Origin of the sequence: Celeribacter naphthalenivorans, assembly GCF_020524585.1 — a bacterium.
GTDB classification, from domain to species: domain Bacteria; phylum Pseudomonadota; class Alphaproteobacteria; order Rhodobacterales; family Rhodobacteraceae; genus Celeribacter; species Celeribacter naphthalenivorans.
Genome location: NZ_JAIVLK010000004.1, coordinates 1 through 20,794 on the forward strand (window position 1 = coordinate 1; position 20,794 = coordinate 20,794).

Sequence of the window (20,794 nt, forward strand, 5' to 3'; positions counted from 1 at the left end):
AACCAACGTGAACAACATCCAATAAGCGCACCCGCGCTTTCCATGCTGGTCCGGTTCGCTCTGAGCCAAGTGCTCAGGGCGGATGGGAGACCGCTAAACATCAGATAAAAGGACCAAAACCATGACCAATTCCATCAAAACCCTCGCTGCCGCTGCCATCGTTGCCGTTGCCGGTTCCGCCGCTTTCGCTGGCCCGAACTACATCATCCCGGGCAACCAAGCCGGTTCCAAAACCGTCGCCAACGTGGAACTCGTCCGCGCCGACGCTCCGGCGACCCTCGAAGTTTACTCCGTCCACGGCGGTGAGCGCGTGGCACTTCTCGGCTCCACCGACGTCAAAGCCGGCGCCAACACCGACGTGAAAGTCAGCCTGTCCTCCGCTCCGCGCTCCAACATCGAGTTCGTGCTCGTCGGCGCAAACGGTGCGGCTGTCGCCAACACCAACGTGAACAACATCCAATAAAGCGTCCCCCGCACAGAGATGTGCTTCGTCTCTCAAAAACAGTCCCCTCGATTTTTGAGACACGCTTTAAAGGGTGGTCCAGTTCGCTTTGAGACAAGCGCTTAGGGCGAACGGAAAAATGCCGCAGGAGGAAACTCCCGCGGCATTTTTTTATTTCAAAGCCCCAAGGTTTTCCCGGATCAATCACATTTAAATTGTTGCAAATCCTTTTTGTGGATTTCCCCAATCAAATGTGTGACATCGGGGCGCTGAATGGAGAATAAGATGAGTCTGCCAGAGAACCTCGCCGAGAGCACATTGGAAAAAACAACCGCCCGCGTGAGCGAGCTTTTTGCCAACCGCACTGGGCGGATGCGAGCGTCAGAGATCCGCGAGCTTCTCAAACTTCTGGACCAGCCGAACATTATTTCCTTTGCAGGCGGCATTCCCGATCCGGCCTATTTTCCGCGCGAAGCCTTTGCCGAGGCGATGACCAAGGCGCTGAGCGAGCAGGCCGCGGCGGTCGCGTTGCAATATTCCACGTCCGAGGGCTACACGCCGCTTCGTGATTGGATCGTTGGCTATATGGCACGCCACGGTGTGACCTGTACGCGTGACAACATCCTGATCACGGCAGGCTCGCAGCAGGCGCTGGATTATCTCGGGAAAATCTTTCTGAACGCAGGCGATACGGCGCTTGTGACCTGGCCGACCTACATGGGCGCGCTGGGGGCGTTCAACGCCTATGAACCGCGTTACGACCGGATCGATCCGCAGACCAACCGGCCCACCGAGGATGTCTTGGCAGACGCCAAAGCCGCTGGGGGAGAGGTCAAATTCGCCTATCTTTCCACGGATTTCGCCAACCCGACCGGCGTGACCCTGACCGAAGATCAGCGCCGAACCGTGCTGTCGCGCGCCGAGGCGCTGAATTGCGCGGTGATCGAGGATGCGGCCTATCAGGAGTTGCGCTATCGGGGCGAAGCGATCAAGCCGATCTTGGCGCTTGAGATCGAAGAGAAGGGCGACATCGACGCCTGTCGCACGATCTACCTCGGGTCTTTCTCGAAAACCTTGGCGCCGGGGCTGCGCGTCGGCTGGGCCGTGGCCTCGAAACCGGTGATCAGCCAGATGGTGCTCACCAAACAGGCCGCCGATCTTCAGACCGCGACGATCAACCAGATCGCGGTGAGCGAAGTGGCGAACGGTGTGTTCGAAGATCACGTCGCCAAGCTGCGCGAGGTTTACGGCGTGCGGCTGGACGCGATGCTCGCGGCGCTCGAACGTCACATGCCGGATGGCGTTGAATGGACGAAACCCGATGGCGGGATGTTCGTCTGGGTGACCCTGCCGCAGGGCATGGATGGGGCGGAGCTTTTGAAAGAGGCGCTCAAAGCCAATGTGGCCTTTGTGCCGGGCGGTGCGTTTTATGCCGATGGCTCGAACCGCAACACGCTGCGCCTCAACTTCTCGATGTCGGCGGCGGCGAAGATTGAAGAGGGCATTGCGCGTTTGGGGGATGTTATCCGCGCGCAGCTGTGAAACAGCTCTCAATGGAATGAAAAAGAGGGGCGCGACGGCCCCTCTTTTTATGTCTTTGTCTCAGGACAGTTAGTAGCCGAAGCGGCCCAAGGCGCGGTAGTCGATGCCCTCCAAAAGCGGCAAGACCACATCACGCGGCTCGCCCGAGGCCTGCACCAAGACGCGGCCCTCGACCAAGGCGGTGAGTTCGCCTTCGTTCTCCAAGAATTTTTCACGCCCCACGCGCACGGTTTTCATGCCCATGGCACCAGCGTTGGAAATCATGCCGCCCATCATGGCAATCATCGGGCTGTCGACGACGATGGAAATGGTGAATTCCTCGCCAGATTCGTTGGTATAGCTTTGCGCGGCCGCCGTGCCGCCGCCCATCATGGCAAAACCGGCCACGGTGTCGCTGTCTTCCGTTGCGGTCCAGCCCACTGGCGCGGCGGGCAGGAAGGCCGCCAATTCGCCGGTTTTCATCTCTTGCATCAATTGTTTGGCGTAATCCAACTCTTCGAGCGCATAGGTGACGTCGCCGTCTTCATAGGCTTTGAGCGCGCTTTGCAGCGTGTCGGTGACGTCATCCGCCATGGCGCCTGTCGCCATGAGCAGGCCAAAGCCGGTGCCGATAAAAAGTGATTTGAGTGTCATGGGGTCCCCTCCGATGATGACAAGATCATAGAAAACGCGCCCGGCCTCTGTCACAAGGGGAAGAATGAGGATTGGACCTCATCTCTGATGCAACGCATTTGAAAGAGTGATTTTGTGGCATGCGCCAAGGCTCATGTCGGGAGGCGAAAAGCATGATCGACATGGGGGTGATAAGCGGCATTGCCCTTCCGGTGGGGCTGATCGGCGTTGTGGCGCTGGCCTTGCCTTTGGCGCTGACCCCGCGTGGGACCCGCTCGCAAAAGCGTCTGGTCGTCTCGGTTCTTTTGAGCGCTTTGGGGCTCTTTGTGCTGGGCGGGGCTTTGTTCGCCTTTCTCTATGAGGTCGACGGCGTGCCGGTCATCCAGACGATGCGAGATGCGCCGGGACAGATGTTCGGCTTTCTGGCCCGCCGCGCGGCTTTGGCGAGCCTGATCTGGTTGCCTCTTTTGGGGCTGGCGTGGCTCAGCCTCGCGCGCCGCGTTGAACAGATCAAATCCGACGAGGCCATGCGCCATGACTTTCCGGACCAAGACACATAACCCCATCAAATTCCTCGCGCTTTCGCGGCGCTGCAGCTAAGCTGAAGATAACGGCCGGACGACCCCGGCGTGACAGGGGAAAACCCATGCTGGGCTTTTTGCGGTTTCTGATCATCGGCTTTGTCGTCATGACCCTGTTCTACGGGCTCCTGACCGTTTATGTCCGCTCGCTGACCCGCGAACGTCTTGAAGAAGATTGGGAAAAAGAGGGTTCCATTGGCGAGCGGGACGCTTATGTGGAGGAGGGGATCAAAGCCTATGAGCGTTCTTTCCGTCCGAAACTGTTGCTCCTGGTCTATATCCTGCCGCTGATCGTCTTTGCCGCGATCTTTTATGTGACGAATTTTCTGTGAGGCCCCGCCGATGCGCTATGTGAAATGGACCCTGATCGCCCTGATCGTTCTGATTGTCGGAGGGTTTGCGCATTACACCCTGCCGCAGCATGACATCGTGCGGATCGTGAATACCTATGAGGAACGTCAGGACATTTCCGGCTGGACCACGATGTTCTGGCAGGAGGCGGGCAATGGCACCGCCAATCAGCAAAGCCGCGATGTGCAGTTCATTCAGGCCGTGCGCCCGAACGGCAAGAGCATCGTCTACCGCAACGAAGACACCGGCTGGGGCTGGCCGCCCTATTTCAAATTCGACACGGCGAACCTCTATACCGAGGCGAATGACTCGATCTCGACCAGAGCGGCCCCGGAGTGGGTCTCTGTGACCCACTATGGCTGGCGCTCGGAGCTTTTGTCGGTCTTCCCCAATGCGATGGGGATCAAACCGGTCGCGGGCCCGGATGTGACCATCATTCCCTGGGCCAATATCATCATCCTGACGGTGCTGTTCCTCTTTGTGGTGACCCTCTACCGCATGTGGCAACAGTTCCGCCAACGGACCATCGAGCCGCTGGTCGATGATGTCGAAGACGTCTTGGAACTGGCCGACGAAAAGAAAGACAGCGCGGTCGATAAGGTCAAAGGGTGGTTCCGTCGATGAGTGTTTTGGCATGGCTGGTCAGCGCGGGCTATGTCGCCGGATTTCTGGCGTTGACGGCGGCACTGGCGCGGCGCAGCGGGCAAAAGCTTTGGCTGTTTGACGCGGGTCAGGCTGGGGCGGCTTGGGGCTTTCGTATTGCTTTCGGGATCCTTGTGCTCTGGCCCGTGGTGACACGGGCAGGCGGCGCGCCGATCTGGATCGTGCCTGCGGCGGTCGCCGCCGCCTTCGCGCTCTATGCGCAGGCCTATATGGGCCGCTCTTGGCGGATCGGCACCAAGGAGGGCGCGATCGGCGAGATCGTCACCGACGGGCCGTTTCGGCTTTCCCGCAATCCGGTCTTTGTCGGGCAAATCGCGCTCAGTTGGTTTTTGACGCCGCTCGTGGGTCTGCCGATGGCCGTGGCCGCCGTGATCATGACGGCGTCTGCGGTGATGCAGGTGCGTTCCGAAGAGGTCGTTCTGGGTCAGAATGCCGATTGGCGACGCTATTCCGAGAAAACGCCGCGCTGGATTGGGCGGATGTAAAAAGGGGCCTTGCGGCCCCTTTCCTTATTCCCCGTAAGGCACCCAGATCGTCTTGACCTCGGTCGCCTGCGCCAACCAGTCCCGCGCCGGATATGCCCGGCTTAGCCCGTTGTTGACCCAAGTGCGTTTGAGATTCCCGGCGCTCTCCTTTTCGATCACGCCAGAAATCTCGGCGGAGGAGAAACTCCACACCGCCTCGACATCCATATGCCCGGCCATGGTCTTGGCCAACTCAGCGTGCGGTCCGGTGAGGATGTTGACCACACCCGCGGGCACGTCTGAGGTGTCGAGCACCTGATAGAAATCCGTGGCAGCCAAAGGATAGGCCTCCGAGGCCACGGCGATCACCCGGTTGCCCATGGCAATCGCGGGGGCGATCACCTCGATCAACCCCGCCAATGGCCGGTCGTCACTAAACGCACCGATCACGCCGACGGGTTCATTCATCGCCAAAGCCACACCGCGCATCGGCACGGGTTTTGCCGCCCCGTCTAGCTTGTCGCACCAAGCGGCATAGGTGAAGAGCGTGTCAATCGCCTCCGTCACTTCTCCTCGCGCTTTCGCCTCGGTCGTGCCGGTCAGCTCGCGGAGGCGCGTGGCGAATTCATCGGTGCGGGCGGAGAGGTTTTCGCCCACGAAATACAGCACCTGCGCGCGGTTGTGGGCGGTGGCTTTGGCCCAACCTTTGGCACCCTGCGCGGCCTCAACCGCGTTGCGAATGTCCTTGCGGCTGGCAATCGAGCTATGGCCCAACAGTTTGCCTTTGGGCGAGTAGATCGCCTGAGAATAACCGCCATCGGGCCGCGCCTGTTTGCCGCCGATGTAGAGCTTTGCGGTGCGATCAAGGCCGAGAACCTCAACGTCATCGGGTTTGACATGCGCCTTTGCGGGCTTCACCGGCGTGGCTTTGCCCGCAGGTTTGGTATAGGCCATCAGCCCTTCCCAACCACCTTCGCGGCCAAAACCGCTCTCGCGCACACCGCCAAATCCGGCCGCGGCATCGAACATGTTCGACCCGTTGACCCAGACGACACCCGCGACCAGTTTCGGCGCAATATCCAACGCCAGATTGACGTTCTCGGTCCAGACCGACGCCGCCAAGCCATAACGCGTGTTGTTCGCCACCTGCACCGCCTCGGCGGGCGTGCGGAAGGTGGTGGACACGAGCACCGGCCCAAAGATTTCCTCTTGCATCAAGAGCGACGAGGGCTCCAGCCCCGACACCAAAGTCGGCGGGTAGAAACAGCCCTCCGGCGCTTTCACGGGTTGATGAACGGTGCCCTCGGCGCCGCCCTTGGTCACGAGGCTTTCGATCCGTTGCAATTGCACCGGGTCCACGATGGCCCCGACATCAATGCTCTTGTCCAAAGGATTGCCGATGCGCAGGTTGCCCATGCGCGCTACAAGCCGCGTGTGGAAATCCTCGGCGATGCCTTCCTGAACGAGCAAACGCGATCCGGCGCAGCAAACTTGCCCCTGATTGAAGAAAATCGCATCGACCAGCCCTTCGATAGCGCTGTCGATGTCGGCATCTTCAAAGACGATGTAGGGCGATTTGCCGCCCAGCTCGAGCGTCAGAGATTTGCCCGACCCGGCGGTTGCCTCGCGAATGCGCCGTCCGACGGCGGTCGATCCGGTGAAGGCAATTTTGTCCACGCCCGGATGCGTCACGATCATCTCGCCCACCCCGCCGTCGCCGGTCACGATGTTGACGACGCCTTTCGGCACACCGGCCTCTTGGCAAATCTGCGCAAAGAGCAAAGCGGTCAGCGAGGTATATTCCGCCGGTTTCAACACCACCGTGTTGCCCATCGCAATCGCGGGCGCGACCTTCCACGCCAGCATCAAAAGCGGGAAGTTCCACGGGATGATCTGACCGCAAACGCCAAGCGCTTCGCGCCCCGGCAGTTCCTCGTCCATGAGCTGCGCCATGCCCGCGTGGTAATAGAAATGCCGCGCCACCAGAGCCACGTCGATATCGCGGCTTTCGCGGATTGGCTTGCCGTTATCCAAGGTCTCCAACACGGCAAACAAACGCGCGTGTTTCTGTACCAGACGCGCCAGCGCATAAAGCACCTTGGCCCGCGCTTTGCTGTCCTTCGCCCATTTGCTTTGCGCTTTGCGCGCGGCGGCCACGGCGGCGTCCACATCGGCCTCGGTGGCCTGCGTCAGATGCGCCAGAACCTCGCCCGTGGCCGGGTTCTTCGCCTCGAACACCGCGCCCGGTTCCGTCATCTTGCCACCGATGAACAGGCCAAAGCGATCACCGCCATCCACCAGCCACGCCAGCGCCTCCGCCGCGCTTTCGGGCGCCATGCCATAGTCCATCGTGTCGAAAATCTCTTTCACGCTCATTGCCCGCGCCCCTGCTTTTTCTTGGCAAAAATACTCATGTTTGTTGTCATGATCATATCCTTTTCCGGGGCTCCGCCCGTTCGCGCCTCAAAGGCTCCACTGGTGCCTTTGCCGACTTCGTCGAACCGGCGCTCACCCGATAGAATGCCGCCAAGAGGCAGAATACTGCCCGGTCACATGGTGTTCCAACTGCCGCTCGATGTCGCCCAAGAGAGACGAGGCCCCAAAGCGGAACAGATGCGGCGACAGCCAATGGTCGCCCAACTCTTCCTTGATCAGCGACAGGTAGACCAAAGCATCCTTCGCCTTGGAAATCCCGCCTGCCGGTTTGTAGCCGATGCGGTAGCCGGTGCGGGCATGATAGTCGCGGATCGCACGGATCATCACCAAAGAGACGGGCAGGGTGGCGTTGACGCTTTCCTTGCCGGTGGAGGTCTTGATGAAATCGGCGCCTGCCATCATGCAGACCTGCGAGGCTTTCGCGACATTGCGCAGCGACCCCAATTCGCCGGTCGCCAGAATGGCCTTCACATGCGCCTCGCCACAACTCGCACGGAATTCGCGCATCTCATCGTAAAGCGCCTGCCAATTGCCGGTCAAAACGTGACGCCGGGAGATCACGATGTCGATCTCTTTCGCGCCCGCCTTGACGCTTTCCTCGATCTCTTTGACGCGCAGATGATAGGGCGAGAGGCCCGCCGGAAACCCCGTCGAGACGGCGGCGACCGGAATGCCGGTGCCGTCCAGCGCCTCGACCGCGGTTTCGACCATATCGTGATAGACACAGACCGCGCCGGTTGTGATCGCGGGCATGCCCATGGCGTCCAACAGATCGGCGCGCACAGGACGCGCGGCTTTGGCGCAAAGACGCCGCACGCGCCCCGCCGTGTCATCGCCCGCCAAAGTGGTGAGGTCGATCATGGTGATCGCTTTCAACAGCCATGCCGCCTGATGATCTTTCTTCACCGACCGACGTCCGGGCAGTGTGGCACAGCGTCGCTCGACAGCGGAGGTGTTCACGCGCTGGCGTTCCACCACGTCCAAATCCAGTTCCATGCCGGGATTGCGCGGTTCATGAACCTGCGGCAATTGCGCGGTACGTGTCGCGAGGCTTGTGGCCTCAGCGGTCCTATCGGGTGTGCTCATTTGCAAGCTCCGTTTCAACTTATGCGCAAGCTCGCATGGTCCGAGGGATTTGGCAATCATTGACCATTTGGTCAAACGGGCTGCACCACGCCCTTTTGATGTTTCACGCGGTACTGACGCGGCGTCATGCCGAACCGCGCGCGGAACAGGCGGTGAAAATGGCTCATGTTGTGAATGCCGATCTCATCTGCGATTTCCGACAGAGAATCCGGCGTGCCCTTGAGCTGACGCGCGGCGAACTCCATGCGCAGCGTGTTGATGTAATCCGAGGGCGTTTGGTGCAGATGCATTTGCATGGTGCGGGCGACATGGGCATGGGCCTTGCCGCATTGCGCCACAAGTCCCGAAGCGCCTTCGCGGAACACCGACGGATCTTCGGCACGGATCAAGGCGTCGCTCAGCCACGTGGGCATGGCGGCGTTTTCATCGCGGGCCTCTGACAACAGTTCGGCCACCAGCGGCAAGAGAAAGGCCTCGAGATAAAGCGAGCTGCGCGGCGCGGCTTCAAGCGCCTTGGCTGCGGTAGACAGTCGCGACAAATGGCGCATGTCGCGGTGGATTTGCACGGGAAGCGACCCGGGGGCCGGAAAATAGGGCGCCAGTTCCGGGAAGCGGTCGGTCAATTCCCTGATCCGTTTGCGCTTGAGGATGATGTTGACGATATGGCTCTCGTCGCCGACGCCTTGTAGCGCATGGGGATACCCCGGCGGGAGGAACACCAGATCGCCCTCGGTCAACTTCACCTGCGAGGTCTCGGTGACCAGCCGCGCGCGCCCGTTGTGCAACCAGAACAGCTCATAATAATCCTGATCGTGCAGCGCCTTGGGGCGCGCACGCGACAGGACGGAGCGGGAGAAGTGAAACTGTTCTCCTTGGCTCAAAATGTCTGACTGCTGCAATTGGGTGATATCCATGACGTAAAGCTAGCACATGTTCGCAGATGATTCGTGACCTTTCCTTTATTTCTGAACAGGAAATCAGGACGGTGGGAGGTTTTGCTGCATTCGCGAGCAAGGCAGGCAAGAAGTCGCCTGTCGCAGGCCCTGACACCGGCTCATCCGTGCCGAAACAGAGGAAAGGTGACAGGGACGGGCAAACGGGGTAGATGCAGCGCGAAGACTGCCAGTTTGAGGAATCGCCACCATGTCCAGCCAGAGCTTTGAGCGCTCGATCAAGATCGCCCCTTCCATCCTCGCCGCCGATTTCGCGAATTTCGGCCAAGAGATCGAAGCCGTCGAAGCCCAGGGTGCCGACTGGATTCACGTCGATGTCATGGACGGGCATTTCGTGCCGAACCTGACCTTTGGCCCGGCGATGTGCCAAGCGATCCGCCCGCATATCAAAACGGTCATGGATGTGCACCTGATGATCGCGCCTGTCGATCCCTATATCGAGGCCTTCGCAGAGGCTGGCGCCGACATCATCACCGCCCATGTCGAGGCGGGCCCGCATATTCACCGCACCATGCAGGCGATCCGTGCCAATGGCGCGAAAGCGGGCGTGGCGCTCAACCCCGGCACCCCGGCGGAAAGCGTCGAATACCTCTTGGATATGGTCGATCTGATCTGTGTGATGACCGTGAACCCGGGCTTTGGCGGCCAGAAATTCATCCACTCCCAGATCGAGAAAATCAAACAGCTGCGCGAGATGATCGGCGATCGTCCGATCCACATCGAGATCGACGGCGGTGTGGACCCGAGCACGGCACCTTTGGTGGCGGCTGCGGGGGCCGACGCGCTGGTCGCGGGCTCCGCGGTGTTCAAGGGCGGCTCTGTCGTGAACCCGATCCCCTACGGCGACAACATCCGCGCCATTCGCGCGGCTGCCGAGGCGGCGCGCTAAGCGGGCGAGACGTTCACGAGACAGGCTGGAGGAGGGTGATGCCCTCTTCCTGTGCCAAGGCCTCGAGGTCTTCCTCGTAATGCGCGGTCAAAACATCGATGGCCTCCGCGTCCCAGCCGGGGATGTCACAGCGCGGCGCCAGAGCCTCTTCGCGTCCATATTTGTCCATGAACGCCAGCATGACTCTCTCATATTGAACGGTCGTTTCCGGCGGATGGCTGATCAAATAGGTTTTCAGCCGCTCAAAGCCTTCCTCCACCAACAAAGGTTTCAGCGGCAGGATGCGCCCGGACACCGGCACCTCTGGGGGCAGGTGAAACAGGCGCCGCATCACGGTCGGCCAGATCAGCGGCGCGTCCTCTTCGGCCCAGATCAGAAGCGGCACATTGGGCACGGCTTTGCGCAAGGCCTCGACCGTATCGCGCCAGCGCAGGCCCTCCGGGGCGACATGATCGACAAAGGTGCTCAGCAGACGCGGCGCGGTGCCCGACGCAAAGCTGTTGCTCATGAAAATCGCCGGATTGATCAACGCCATGCTGATCTGCAACTCCGAGGCGGAAAACAGCTCGGCCACCGCCGCGACACGGTCCCCAATGCCGGGATAAAGCGTTTCACCATCCACCGCGTCCCGCAGCGGAGCGGCCCAGCGGTCATCGGCCAGAAACAGATGCTGCGCCCCGGATTTGCCCAAGAGCGCGCGGCGCACCTCGTCCTCTTCCTCGACAATCGGCGGCAGGCCATCGAGGCCCTCGAGCATCTTGGAAATCACGCCCCAGGTGTGACGCTTGGCGGGGACATGCACGCCATGCGCCTTGAGCGGCGCACGGTTCACGGAGACGGAGCGTTGCAGGTAGCCGTCGGTGGTGAAATGCACCCCGATATGCAGCGTCACACGCGGTTTTTCTGTCGCTTTGGCGTCGCTCAATGTGCCGTCTCCCCGCGATCCACGGTGAAAAAGAATTTCTCCTCGCCGTCTCGTTCCAACACTTCGTCGGGCACGCATTCCGGGCCGGTGAGAAACACGTTGGCGCCGAAATGGCGGTGCATGCGGCTGAGTTTTTCCATCCGCAGGCCGGTCAACTCAGTATAGAAATTGCTATAGTTTTCCGTCGCCCGCAGCTCCGCAATCTTGTCCTTATGGGCTTTGACACAGGCCTCGTGCAGGGCGCGAATGTCGGGGTCGGCCAGCAGCCGGTCGAACTCCGCCTGAAGCTTCGGGATCATCCGCTGGATCGAGCGTTCTTCCTCGAAGTTGTTGTTCATGCGGAACCAATAGGCGAGGCCTTGGTCGCGGTCCACGTGGTTCACCCGGCCCCGGTCGCGTTTCACGAGAAAGCTTTCCGCCGAGCGCACCGCGTAGTGGTTGAGCTGCACCACGTCATAGCCATAGGTCGAGGCGTTCGACCGCCAGGCGTTGCGGTATTCGCCCTCCGGCATGGGTTTGGCGGAGCCATTGTACCAGCGGATCTTGTCCCAGATCTGCGGTTTGAGGCCTTTGGGCCGATGAACGCCCAATTTCTTGAACAGACCGACATTCTTGAACAGAGTTTTGAATCCCCAGGCCTGATGCGGTTTGTTGGCAAATTCGGGCGCGCAACGAAAGAACTGTTCGATCAAAAACCGGTCTTCGTACTCATGCACATCGTTGTTGCCAAAGAGCCGCCAAGTGCAGGAAATCAGGTTCGCGTCCGGCACCACATCGAAGAGCGCGGTCATCGTGCCGTCACCCACCTTGATGTCGATGAACTCGTCCACATCCATGGAGATCGCCCAGTCGCTTTCCATCACGACGGGTTCTTTCTCGGCCTGCTGCAACGCGTGGTGCTGCGGTTTCAATCCGGTGCCGTGAAACTTGTTGTCGCGGTGCTGGACGTAGCCTTTCTCTTGCAACAGATCGAGGAAGGTGTCGGTGCCGTCCGTGCAATCATTGGTGTAGACCAGAAAACCCTCGATCCCGATCGCGCGGTGATAGGCCAGCCATTCGAGGATGAACGGCCCCTCGTTTTTCATGCAGGTCACAATCGCGACCGAATTGTCGCCCTTGGGCGGCTGTTCCACCTCTTCATGCGGCATGAGGATCGGTTTGTGATCCCATTCCTGCTCCGACATTTTGATCAGCGGCGCATGTTCGATCAGCGAGGCCTTGGGGACGATTTTCGACACAGTGGGCGCGCGGTGGCGGAGCGCCATAAAGCGGTAAAACGGATAGGCGACCTCCGGCTCGACCCCGCCGATCCGCACCAGACGGAACACGGCCTGATCGTCGAGCGCACTCATCGCGGCGCACCAACGGCCACGACGTTTCTTGGCGTCGAACTGAATGCAAATGTGATCGGCAAAGCGCACGGGATCGTCGTCCCGCACACGCCACGGATAGCATTGTTGGCCGACAAGCTGCACCACGCCGCCTTTGGCCCTTTGAGCAAGATCGAACATCGTGCCGCGCGGATCACGGGGGACGAGGTCATAGACCTCGATATTGGCCACCGCGCGGGCCTCGTTCAGAAAGAGGTGCCGCAGCATCTCATAGATCAACACATCGCCCAAAGGCGCGGACCATGGATCGGGAGTTGGCACCTTCATCCGGTCCTTGCCCGGCGCGCCGGGGGTGACGAAAGGGTGGTGCTCAGGCGCGCTGTCGGCCTGTCCCAAGGGCACATCGCAATCGACCAGAAGCACGGTGAGATCGTCGAAATTTTTCAGGCCGCTTTCCAGCGCTTTGGCAAATGCCTCATCCGTGCCGGGGGCCGCGCGATCCAGAATGACCGCGCCTGTCAGGCCCTGATGTTTGACGTGATAGCCCAGCCACTCCAGCACCGTTTCCGCCGTCTCGCCATTGCGCGTGGCCAGCGCCACATTGCGCCCGGCCATCAGCGAGGGTTCTGGTGCCTTGGGGGCGATGTCCATCAATTCGCTGTTGAAAAACGCCTGAATGCCGCCCCCGGGGATGCGCCCGGTGAGCCACGGCGCATCGCCTACACTGCGGGTCTCGGCCGCATCCAAAAGCTTTTCGGCCACGATGGGGCTGACCTCGGAGCCTTTGGTGAAAAACAGATGTGCGCCTGCGTCCCCCGTCTGAACGGCGGCCAAAAGCACTGCCGGGCCCAGATCGCGCGATTGGATGTGATGTCTGTCAAACTGTGCCATATCAGGCCTGTCTGTCCTCGGTTCTGTCTTCAGTCTTCAGCGCCTTGAGACGCGCCAGATGCGCCGCCAATTGGGTTGGGCCGGGGGCGACCGAGCCACCCATGAGCGTCAGTTGCCACATCAATTCGACCACGTCGCGCCGCAATGTCAGGCGTTTGAGCGCCGCGCGGTGATAGCCCACCGTCTCCGCGTGCAGATCGTCGAACTCCGACAATTCGGCACGGGCTATTGCGGTGGCCTCTCGCATCGGTGCGATCCGGGTATCCTCAAGGGTGTTAAAATTCCGCTCCGCCCAATAGCCGGCGCCTACGGATTTTTCCATGTGGTTTGGCAGGCCGCGCTGGGATTTGAGGAGGAATTCCTCGATGGAGCGTGTGGAATAGTGATTGATCCAAGCCTGTTCGCCTTTGGAGGTCAGGCCAAAGAGATTGATCCGTGATTGCTGCGCGGCGAAATCCGGCGCCATCGGGCGGCCTGCGGCAGTGACCCAGCGCGCCTCTTTGCCTTTCGGACGATGGACGCCGAGACCTTTGAACGCTTGCGGCCGGTGCAGGGTTTTGAAGAAATGCGCAAGCGGCAGAGAGACGTCGTCAGGCGCCGCCATGGTAAACCGCTCCGTCACCGGACGTTCGTCCCAAGTGCCAAGCCCGCTGTTGCCAAACAGATGCCAGCGCAGAGGCATGGCGTCGGCATCCTCGGGCAGAAGGTCCGCCAGAGGCACTTCGAGCACGAGATATTCGTCGACATCGAAAAACAGTGCCAGATCAGCCTCTTTGTAGAGCGGGTGCTTAGACAGTTTTTTCATCGCCTGCCATTGCACGGCCTTCTCGCCCTCGGGCACGAAGGGCAGGTGGCTGACCACCCCCGCAGCGTCCAGCGCATCGAGCAACCGGTCCGTGCCATCCGAACAATCGTGCGAGGCGATGAGGACCTGCGTAAACCCAGCCGCTTTGTGATGGGCGATCCAATCCAGAAGCCAAGGCCCCTCGTCGCGGATGCATGTGATCGCGAGTGTGTTCAAACCCAACCTGTCCTCATACGCGTCTCAAACGGCCTTCGCGCTTGATTTCGTTGCAAAAGGGGTCTCACATGGCCCAGTATGAGTCAAGTTTGCCGCGCCGTCTCTCATGGCCTTTTGGTTGCGGGTCGGGTAACGATCCGGGCCAGAATGGCAGGCGTCAGGCTGAGATTAAAAGATGCTGAGAGTAAGAGATAGAGCAGGTATCAGGCGAAATGGATAAACTACCCGAGATCGCGTCGCTTTGGATCGGCGGCAAGTTGAGCTGGCTGGAACAGCTTTGCCTGAAAAGCTTTGCCGATCAGGGCCATCACATCACGCTCTATTCCTACGAGCCGATCCCCAATGTGCCGCCGGGGGTTCATGTGGCCGACGCCGCCGAGATCTACCCCGGCGAGCCAATGCTGCGCCACGCGCGGACCGGCAGCCCCGCGATCCATGCCGATATATGGCGGCTCAACCTGTTGAAGAAGACCGACAAGATTTGGGTCGATGCGGATATGTATTGCTACAAACCCTTCGACTACAGCTCGCCTTATGTCTTTGGCTGGGAAAAGCCGGGGTTGGTGTGCAACGCGGTTCTGGGCCTGCCGTCGGACAGCAAAACTTTGAACGGCTTGTTGGAGTTCTTTGAGGACGAATATGCCATCGCGCCCTGGCTCAAACCCGAACAGATCGCCGAGCTTGAGGCCGAACGCGACGCGGGCACGCCGGTGCATATGACCGAGCAAACCTGGGGCTTTACCGGGCCGTCCTCCGTCACGCATTTCCTGATCGAGACCGGAGAGATCGAACACGCGCAGCCCGAACCCGCCTTTTATCCGGTGAGTTTCAAGGAGCGAAACCACCTGATCATCAGCCGTTTCAAACCCGAAGAGCGGTTCACGGAGGACACGCGCGGCGTGCATTTCTGGGCGCGTCGGATGAAGCCGCGTCTGGAGGAAAAAGAAAACAACACGCCGCGGCGCGGGTCCTTCATGGATGAGCTGATCAAGAAACATGCCATCGATCCGGCGGCGGCGCCGATTCCGGCCAAAAAACCCAATGCGAACGCCAAGGCCCCGGTGGACGACCCGGCGTTTCAGGCGCAGATCGGGTTGGAGGCGCTGAAGGGCGAGCTGTCGATGGACAAGATTTGCCGCGAGTTTCTGGTGGACAAGAAATTCGTGCGTGAGTGCCGCGAAGTGATCGAACAAAAGGCGGCCACGCTGTTCGAGTGAGGGAAAACGCTTTAGTATTTGAGCCGCTCTGCCAATCGGGTCAGCAAAGAGGGGGCGACGGCCACGAGGATCACGATCCGCACGAGGTGGTGGATCGAGATATAGGCCACCTCCGCATGCATCGCCAAAGCCACCAGAGACATCTCTGTCAGCCCGCCGGGCGCATAGGCCAGAAGCACCTGTTCGACGGTCTGGCCGAACATGCCGTGCAACAGCACCGCAAAGCCCAGAGACAGCCCCATGGTGATCAGGGTGCCGCCCAGCGTGAGCAACAGGGTTTCGCCCACCAATTTGGGTTTGGCGCCACGAAAGCGACAGCCCATGGTGGTGCCCAGCACAATCTGCGCGATGATCACCAGAAGGCCCGGAGGCGAGGAATGCGTCAGCCCCGCCATATGCACCACGCCTGACAACAGCATCGGCCCCAAAAGCCCCGGCGCGGGGAATTTGAGCTTGGTCCCGATCCAATTGCCCAGAACTGCACAGGCCAAAAGGATCGCGCCGCTCATCAGAGTGAGGCTCTCCCCCTCGGCATGAAGCGGCACACCGCGCACCTCATAGCCCAGCACGACGCGAAACCACAAAGCGATGATCGAGATCGTCACCACGATCCGCCCGGCGTGGGCCAGAATGATCCGCTTTTCATCGCCGCCCAAAGCGCCGCCGATCACCGTCATCTCATTGAGCCCGCCGGGCATGGCGGAGAAGAACGCGGTCACCGGATCGAGGCGCCCGATCTTGATGTAGAACGGCACGACCAGAATGGCGGCAAGGACGAGATAGACCGCCAGTCCGGCCAGCGAGAGGCCCCATTGGCTGAGGTGGTGAAAGGTCTCTGTGTCGAAACCTGACCCCAACATGACGCCGATCACCGGGATCACGAGGGGGCGAAACCGCCCGGAGGTTTCAAGCGGCGCACCCGCCATGACACAGGCGAAAATCACCAACATCGAGCCAAGCATCCACGGCAAGGGCAGCCCGGCGAGGTAAAACGCGGTGCCACCCAAAGCGCCGAGGGCCAGCGTCAGAATGTTGCGGGTTGCGCGTGTCTTGTCCGAGGGTGCTGTCAAAATCCGATCCCGAGCCTGTCGTCGCGTCACCATAGCGAGGCTGTGGTCAGGGGCAAGGCGATGGGATTTGGGATTTTGCACATCCCCTGCGCAACGGGGCTTGGGGCTGCCTATGATTTCGGCTTTGCCTCGCGGTTTTTCGTAGATTTCGGCTCGTCACAAAAGTTTTTCAGACCTGTCACAGAAGGGTTTCAGACCCTGTGCTTTATCCCCGCCGAACGAGCGAGGGGACAGATATGCTTGATGTGAAACATTTGACGAAACGGTTTGGCGAAAACACCGCCGTGGACAATGTCAGTTTCACCGTCGACCGGTCGATGATGATCGGCATCATCGGACGCTCGGGCGCGGGCAAGTCGACCTTTTTGCGCATGATGAATCGTTTGACGGACGCCTCCGAAGGCGAATTGAAGTTCGAGGGCCGCAATGTCCTGTCGCTCACCGGCAAGGACAAGCGCGACTGGCAATCCGATTGCGCGATGATTTTCCAACAGTTCAACCTCGTGCCGCGCATGGATGTTGTGTCCAACGTGCTGCATGGCACTTTGGGTCGCCGTTCCACGCTTGCGACCATGTTCAACCTCTATCCCGAAGAGGATATTCACAAGGCGATCGACATTCTCGGTCGCCTTGGCATTTCCGAACATGCCACCAAACGCGCCGAGGCTTTGTCAGGCGGTCAGCAACAGCGCGTCGCCATCGCGCGTGCTCTGATGCAGGACCCGAAAGTCATTCTGGCCGATGAACCCATCGCCTCTCTCGACCCGATGAACGCGCAAACCGTGATGGAGGCGCTCCGCCGCATTCATGACGAAGACGGGCGTATGGTGATCGCCAACCTTCACACCCTCGACACCGCGCGCCGCTATTGCGACCGGATCATCGGCATGCGCGACGGGCGCGTGGTCTTTGACGGCACGCCTGCGCAGCTCACCACCGGTGTGGCGCGCGACATCTACGGCGCCGGTGCGGATTTTTCCGAGGCCGCCACATCCACCGAAATTCGCGACCATGAAGCCCTAGACCACGACGCTTTGGAAAAGGCCGAAATCCGGGCCGCCGAAGTCGCGATCTAACGACCTTTCATCCCCGCATTTGAACATCCGCGGGAATAACCAACTGGAGACAGAGATGAAAAAACTGCTTGCTGCCGTTCTGGCCACCACTGCCCTCACGGGGGCTGCTCAGGCTCAGGACATCACCGAATTCCGTCTTGGCATCCTTGGCGGCGAAAACGCTCAGGACCGTGTGGCGTCGAACTCCTGCTTTGCCGACAAACTCGCCGAGGCTCTGGGCGTCGAAGTGAAAATCTTCACCCCGGCCGACTACAACGGCGTGATGCAGGGCCTTCTGGGCGGCACCATCGACGCCGCATGGATGGGCGCCTCCTCCTACGCTGGCACCTACATCGCCGACCCGGAAGCGGTCGAGCCGGTGCTCGTGAAACAGAACCTCGACGGGTCCATCGGCTACTATTCCGTGGGCTTTGCCCGCAAGGACAGCGGCGTGACCTCGCTTGACGATCTGAAGGGCAAGAACTTCGGTTTCGGTGATCCGAACTCCACCTCCGGCTACCTGATCCCCTCCATCGAAATCGCCGAAGCAGGCTATCCGATGGTGCCGGGCGAGTTCTTTGGTGATGTCGTCTTCACCGGCGGTCACGAGCAAACCATCGTCGCTGTGAACAACGGCGATGTGGACGCAGGTGTGACCTGGGCCGACGGTCTGGGCGAATGGGAAGACGGCTACAACTCCGGCGCGCTGCGCAAAGCTGTGGATGCCGGTCTCGTCGACATGAATGACTTCGTGCAGATCTGGCAATCCAACATCATCCCGGAAGGCCCCTTCGTGCTGCGCAAGGCCCTGCCGCAGGACGTGAAAGACATGGTGACCGAGATCACCGCGAACCTCTGGGAAGAAGATGCAGATTGCGCCTACGGCGTGGCTGCGGGTGACGCGAAAGACTTTATCCCGGTCGATCACGACACCTATGCCTCCATCGTGGCGGCGCGTCTGGCGAAATCCAACTAAGCGCCTTTGATACAAGACCTCGCGTGGTTCACGCGGGGTCTTTCCTTTTGACGACTTCCCGACAGGACTGACCCGACATGGCCGATCTGACAGCGGCGTCTTTGGACGTCACGCGCGCGCATTACATGGCGCTCACCCGCCAACGCCGCCTCTACGGCGGGCTCATGCTTTTGGTCTTTGTCCTGTTGCTGGCCGCAGGTTTCGGCATCGCCAACGACCGCAACGCCGGGGGCTTTCTGCCCGGTCTGCCGCATATCTTCGACTTTCCCGCCGATGTGATCTCGGAAGCCTGGGAAAAGCGCGTGAACCTTCCGGGACATCTCCTGCGCGCCTTGCCAGCCCTGATCGAGACCATCAATATCGCCGCTGTGGCAACGCTTTTGGGCGCGCTGGGAGCGATCCTTCTGTCAATGCTTTCGACCCAGGGTCTGGCCCCATGGCCGCGCCTCATCCCCGTGTTCCGTCGCATGATGGATTTGATGCGTGCGATGCCTGAGATCGTGATCGCCTTGGTGCTGATCTTCATCTTGGGCGGTGGCCCTGTGCCCGCCGCCATCGCCATCGCCTTTCACACCGTCGGCGCGCTGGGCAAGCTGTTCTCCGAAGTGAACGAGAACGCCGATCTCAAACCGCTCGAAGGCCTCGCCTCCGTCGGCGCCACATGGCCGCAGCGCATGATGTTGGGCCTCGTGCCGCAGGTCGCGCCGAATTGGTTCTCCTATGCTTTGCTGCGCTTTGAAATCAACATCCGCGCCTCTGCGATCCTCGGCTTTGTCGGCGCGGGCGGCATTGGGTACGAGCTGAAGAACGCGATCTCTTGGGGCACAGGCAAATTCGACGAGGCCGCCGCCGTCTTTATCCTCCTGTTCCTGACCATTATGGTCTTCGACCAACTGTCCTCTTACGTGCGCAACCGCATGACCTACGGAGCCGCCAAATGAGCCTTGCGACCGCCGCCACTCCCGTCGATATGTCGTCCAAAGCCACGGCCCTGATCGCCCGCAAACGGCTCATCACCTTGGCTGTGCCTTTGGCGATCCTCGCCTATTTTACCTATATTTTCTTTGCCTTCGACATCCTCGGTCTGCGCGAGCGCGCGCGGCTTGATAATGCCGTCGCGCTGGTCTCCGACACCTACAGCTACAAGACCCACGTTGAGCGAAATAACCGCAATGGCGAGATCGAGGTCTCCGTCGAGGGCGAGCGTAAAGGCATCTATGATGCGACGAATTACCCCTCCTGGGTGACGGTGGGCGAGGAGGTAACGCAGATCGCGCTCGACGACGGAGGCTCCATCGAGATCAATGGCGACATCGTGCGATTTGACGTGCCGGGGTTCGGTCTGATCGAAGCCACGCAATCGCGCTCGGATGGCGTGTCGTTGAACCTCGATACAGCCGATCTGCCGGACTGGATTTCTTATTCGAACACCCGCCTGACGGTGATGACCGACGCCGCCCGCCTGACCCTGACCAAGGCGCGCACCGAGGTTTTCGTCTATGAGTTCGGTTGGGAGCTGTTCTGGTTCACGCTGGACAGCCCTTATTACGACCACAGCTTTTCCGAGATTGCCTTTGGTGACCCAATCGACCCAACCCGCTCGAACTTGACCGGCGCGTGGCAGGATTTCTGGAATAACTCGATCTGGCGTCATGGTGACGTGGCTTGGGCGCTCTTTGAAACCGTGCTTATGGCCTTCCTCGGCACCTTCGGCGCCGCCATCATCGCGCTGCCTCTGGCCTTCCTTGCCGCCCGCAACTTTGCCCCCCTCGTGGCGATCCGTATGGCGGCCCGGCGGTTGTTCGACTTCCTGCGTGGCGTCGATGGGCTGATCTGGACGATCCTCCTGTCCCGCGCCTTTGGGCCGGGGCCGATGACCGGCGCTCTGGCGATCCTCTTCACCGACACCGGCTCTTTCGGCAAACTCTTCTCGGAGGCGCTCGAAAACGTCGATGGCAAACAGATCGAAGGCGTCGCCTCCACCGGTGCCAAGCCGCTGCAACGCTACCGCTTCGGGGTGATCCCGCAAATCGTGCCGGTGCTCCTGTCGCAAGTGCTCTATTTTCTGGAATCCAACACCCGTTCTGCCACCATCATCGGTGCCATTACAGGCGGCGGCATCGGGCTTTTGCTGACGCAGGCGATGATCACCCAGAAGGATTGGGAAGAGGTGTCTTACTACATCATCCTCGTCGTGCTTCTGGTCATGGCGATGGACAGCTTCTCCGGCTGGTTGCGGCGCAAGTTGATCAAGGGCGAGTGAGTATTTGAGGCACAAAGGAAACATTT

At 60.4% G+C, this 20,794-nt stretch carries 20 protein-coding genes; 12 read left to right on the forward strand and 8 right to left on the reverse strand.

Annotated features, from left to right (window positions below; genetic code table 11):
* Positions 1-121: 121 nt before the first annotated feature.
* Entirely contained in the window at positions 122-463 is a 342-nt protein-coding gene (locus LC094_RS09475) for a hypothetical protein (RefSeq protein WP_226552284.1), read from the forward strand.
* Positions 464-727: 264 nt separating this feature from the next.
* Positions 728-1,984, forward strand: coding sequence for an aminotransferase-like domain-containing protein (locus LC094_RS09480; RefSeq protein WP_226552285.1), 1,257 nt, complete (start codon positions 728-730; stop codon positions 1,982-1,984).
* Between the two features lie 69 nt (positions 1,985-2,053).
* Here LC094_RS09480 and LC094_RS09485 read toward each other — a convergent pair whose 3' ends face one another.
* Positions 2,054-2,617, reverse strand: coding sequence for a hypothetical protein (locus tag LC094_RS09485; RefSeq protein ID WP_226552287.1), 564 nt, complete (start codon positions 2,615-2,617; stop codon positions 2,054-2,056).
* Positions 2,618-2,769: 152 nt separating this feature from the next.
* Between LC094_RS09485 and LC094_RS09490 the strand changes: the two genes are divergently transcribed.
* The 4 genes from LC094_RS09490 (at position 2,770) to LC094_RS09505 (ending at position 4,676) form a co-directional block, all read left to right on the forward strand.
* Entirely contained in the window at positions 2,770-3,156 is a 387-nt protein-coding gene (locus LC094_RS09490; protein WP_226552288.1) for a hypothetical protein, read from the forward strand.
* Between the two features lie 86 nt (positions 3,157-3,242).
* Entirely contained in the window at positions 3,243-3,509 is a 267-nt protein-coding gene (locus tag LC094_RS09495; protein WP_226552290.1) for a hypothetical protein, read from the forward strand.
* 10 nt (positions 3,510-3,519) lie between these two features.
* Complete coding sequence (locus LC094_RS09500) at positions 3,520-4,152, forward strand: DUF1523 family protein (RefSeq protein WP_226552291.1); 633 nt, start codon at positions 3,520-3,522, stop codon at positions 4,150-4,152.
* Complete coding sequence (locus tag LC094_RS09505; RefSeq protein ID WP_226552293.1) at positions 4,149-4,676, forward strand: methyltransferase family protein; 528 nt, start codon at positions 4,149-4,151, stop codon at positions 4,674-4,676. The genes LC094_RS09500 and LC094_RS09505 overlap by 4 nt, the downstream gene beginning before the upstream one ends.
* 24 nt (positions 4,677-4,700) lie before the next feature.
* On the opposite strand, the gene LC094_RS09510 is transcribed toward LC094_RS09505, so the two are convergent.
* From LC094_RS09510 to LC094_RS09520, 3 genes are all read right to left on the reverse strand, one after another.
* A complete protein-coding gene (locus LC094_RS09510; protein WP_226552296.1) occupies positions 4,701-7,031 on the reverse strand; it encodes an aldehyde dehydrogenase family protein in 2,331 nt (776 codons plus the stop codon).
* A gap of 132 nt (positions 7,032-7,163) precedes the next feature.
* Positions 7,164-8,177 (reverse strand): deoxyribose-phosphate aldolase, encoded by a 1,014-nt coding sequence (gene deoC, locus LC094_RS09515; protein WP_226552298.1) that lies wholly within the window; start codon positions 8,175-8,177, stop codon positions 7,164-7,166.
* 71 nt (positions 8,178-8,248) lie between these two features.
* Positions 8,249-9,091 (reverse strand): helix-turn-helix domain-containing protein, encoded by an 843-nt coding sequence (locus tag LC094_RS09520; protein ID WP_226552301.1) that lies wholly within the window; start codon positions 9,089-9,091, stop codon positions 8,249-8,251.
* Between the two features lie 229 nt (positions 9,092-9,320).
* On the opposite strand from LC094_RS09520, the gene rpe reads away from it, so the two are divergent.
* Entirely contained in the window at positions 9,321-10,019 is a 699-nt protein-coding gene (rpe, locus tag LC094_RS09525; protein ID WP_226552303.1) for a ribulose-phosphate 3-epimerase, read from the forward strand.
* A 13-nt stretch (positions 10,020-10,032) separates the two neighbouring features.
* Here the strand turns inward: rpe and LC094_RS09530 are convergent, their stop codons facing one another.
* From LC094_RS09530 to LC094_RS09540, 3 genes are read right to left on the reverse strand one after another with little or no spacing between them, the layout of a single operon-like run.
* Positions 10,033-10,944 (reverse strand): hypothetical protein, encoded by a 912-nt coding sequence (locus LC094_RS09530; protein ID WP_226552306.1) that lies wholly within the window; start codon positions 10,942-10,944, stop codon positions 10,033-10,035.
* The gene (locus LC094_RS09535; RefSeq protein ID WP_226552308.1) at positions 10,941-13,166 is read right to left on the reverse strand and encodes a glycosyltransferase family 2 protein; all 2,226 of its coding nucleotides are present in this window, start codon (positions 13,164-13,166) and stop codon (positions 10,941-10,943) included. Before LC094_RS09535 ends, LC094_RS09530 begins: the two co-directional genes overlap by 4 nt.
* Position 13,167: 1 nt before the next feature.
* Complete coding sequence (locus LC094_RS09540) at positions 13,168-14,187, reverse strand: glycosyltransferase family 2 protein (protein ID WP_226552310.1); 1,020 nt, start codon at positions 14,185-14,187, stop codon at positions 13,168-13,170.
* A 212-nt stretch (positions 14,188-14,399) separates the two neighbouring features.
* On the opposite strand from LC094_RS09540, the gene LC094_RS09545 reads away from it, so the two are divergent.
* Positions 14,400-15,404, forward strand: coding sequence for a capsular polysaccharide synthesis protein (locus tag LC094_RS09545; RefSeq protein ID WP_226552312.1), 1,005 nt, complete (start codon positions 14,400-14,402; stop codon positions 15,402-15,404).
* A gap of 11 nt (positions 15,405-15,415) precedes the next feature.
* Here LC094_RS09545 and LC094_RS09550 read toward each other — a convergent pair whose 3' ends face one another.
* Positions 15,416-16,474 carry an AbrB family transcriptional regulator gene (locus LC094_RS09550; RefSeq protein WP_226552314.1) on the reverse strand — a complete coding sequence of 353 codons (1,059 nt, stop codon included), beginning with the start codon at positions 16,472-16,474 and terminating at the stop codon, positions 15,416-15,418.
* Positions 16,475-16,710: 236 nt separating this feature from the next.
* Here LC094_RS09550 and phnC point away from each other — a divergent pair, with 236 nt between their 5' ends.
* The 4 genes from phnC to phnE (LC094_RS09570) all read left to right on the forward strand — a co-directional run bounded on the left by phnC (position 16,711) and on the right by phnE (LC094_RS09570) (position 20,768).
* Positions 16,711-17,550 carry a phosphonate ABC transporter ATP-binding protein gene (gene phnC, locus LC094_RS09555; RefSeq protein WP_226552316.1) on the forward strand — a complete coding sequence of 280 codons (840 nt, stop codon included), beginning with the start codon at positions 16,711-16,713 and terminating at the stop codon, positions 17,548-17,550.
* Between the two features lie 55 nt (positions 17,551-17,605).
* Positions 17,606-18,505, forward strand: coding sequence for a phosphonate ABC transporter substrate-binding protein (gene phnD / locus LC094_RS09560; protein WP_226552318.1), 900 nt, complete (start codon positions 17,606-17,608; stop codon positions 18,503-18,505).
* Between the two features lie 77 nt (positions 18,506-18,582).
* Positions 18,583-19,446 carry a phosphonate ABC transporter, permease protein PhnE gene (phnE, locus tag LC094_RS09565; protein WP_226552320.1) on the forward strand — a complete coding sequence of 288 codons (864 nt, stop codon included), beginning with the start codon at positions 18,583-18,585 and terminating at the stop codon, positions 19,444-19,446.
* Positions 19,443-20,768, forward strand: a complete 1,326-nt coding sequence (gene phnE, locus LC094_RS09570; RefSeq protein ID WP_226552322.1) for a phosphonate ABC transporter, permease protein PhnE — start codon at positions 19,443-19,445, stop codon at positions 20,766-20,768. The genes phnE (LC094_RS09565) and phnE (LC094_RS09570) overlap by 4 nt, the downstream gene beginning before the upstream one ends.
* The last annotated feature ends 26 nt before the right edge of the window (positions 20,769-20,794 follow it).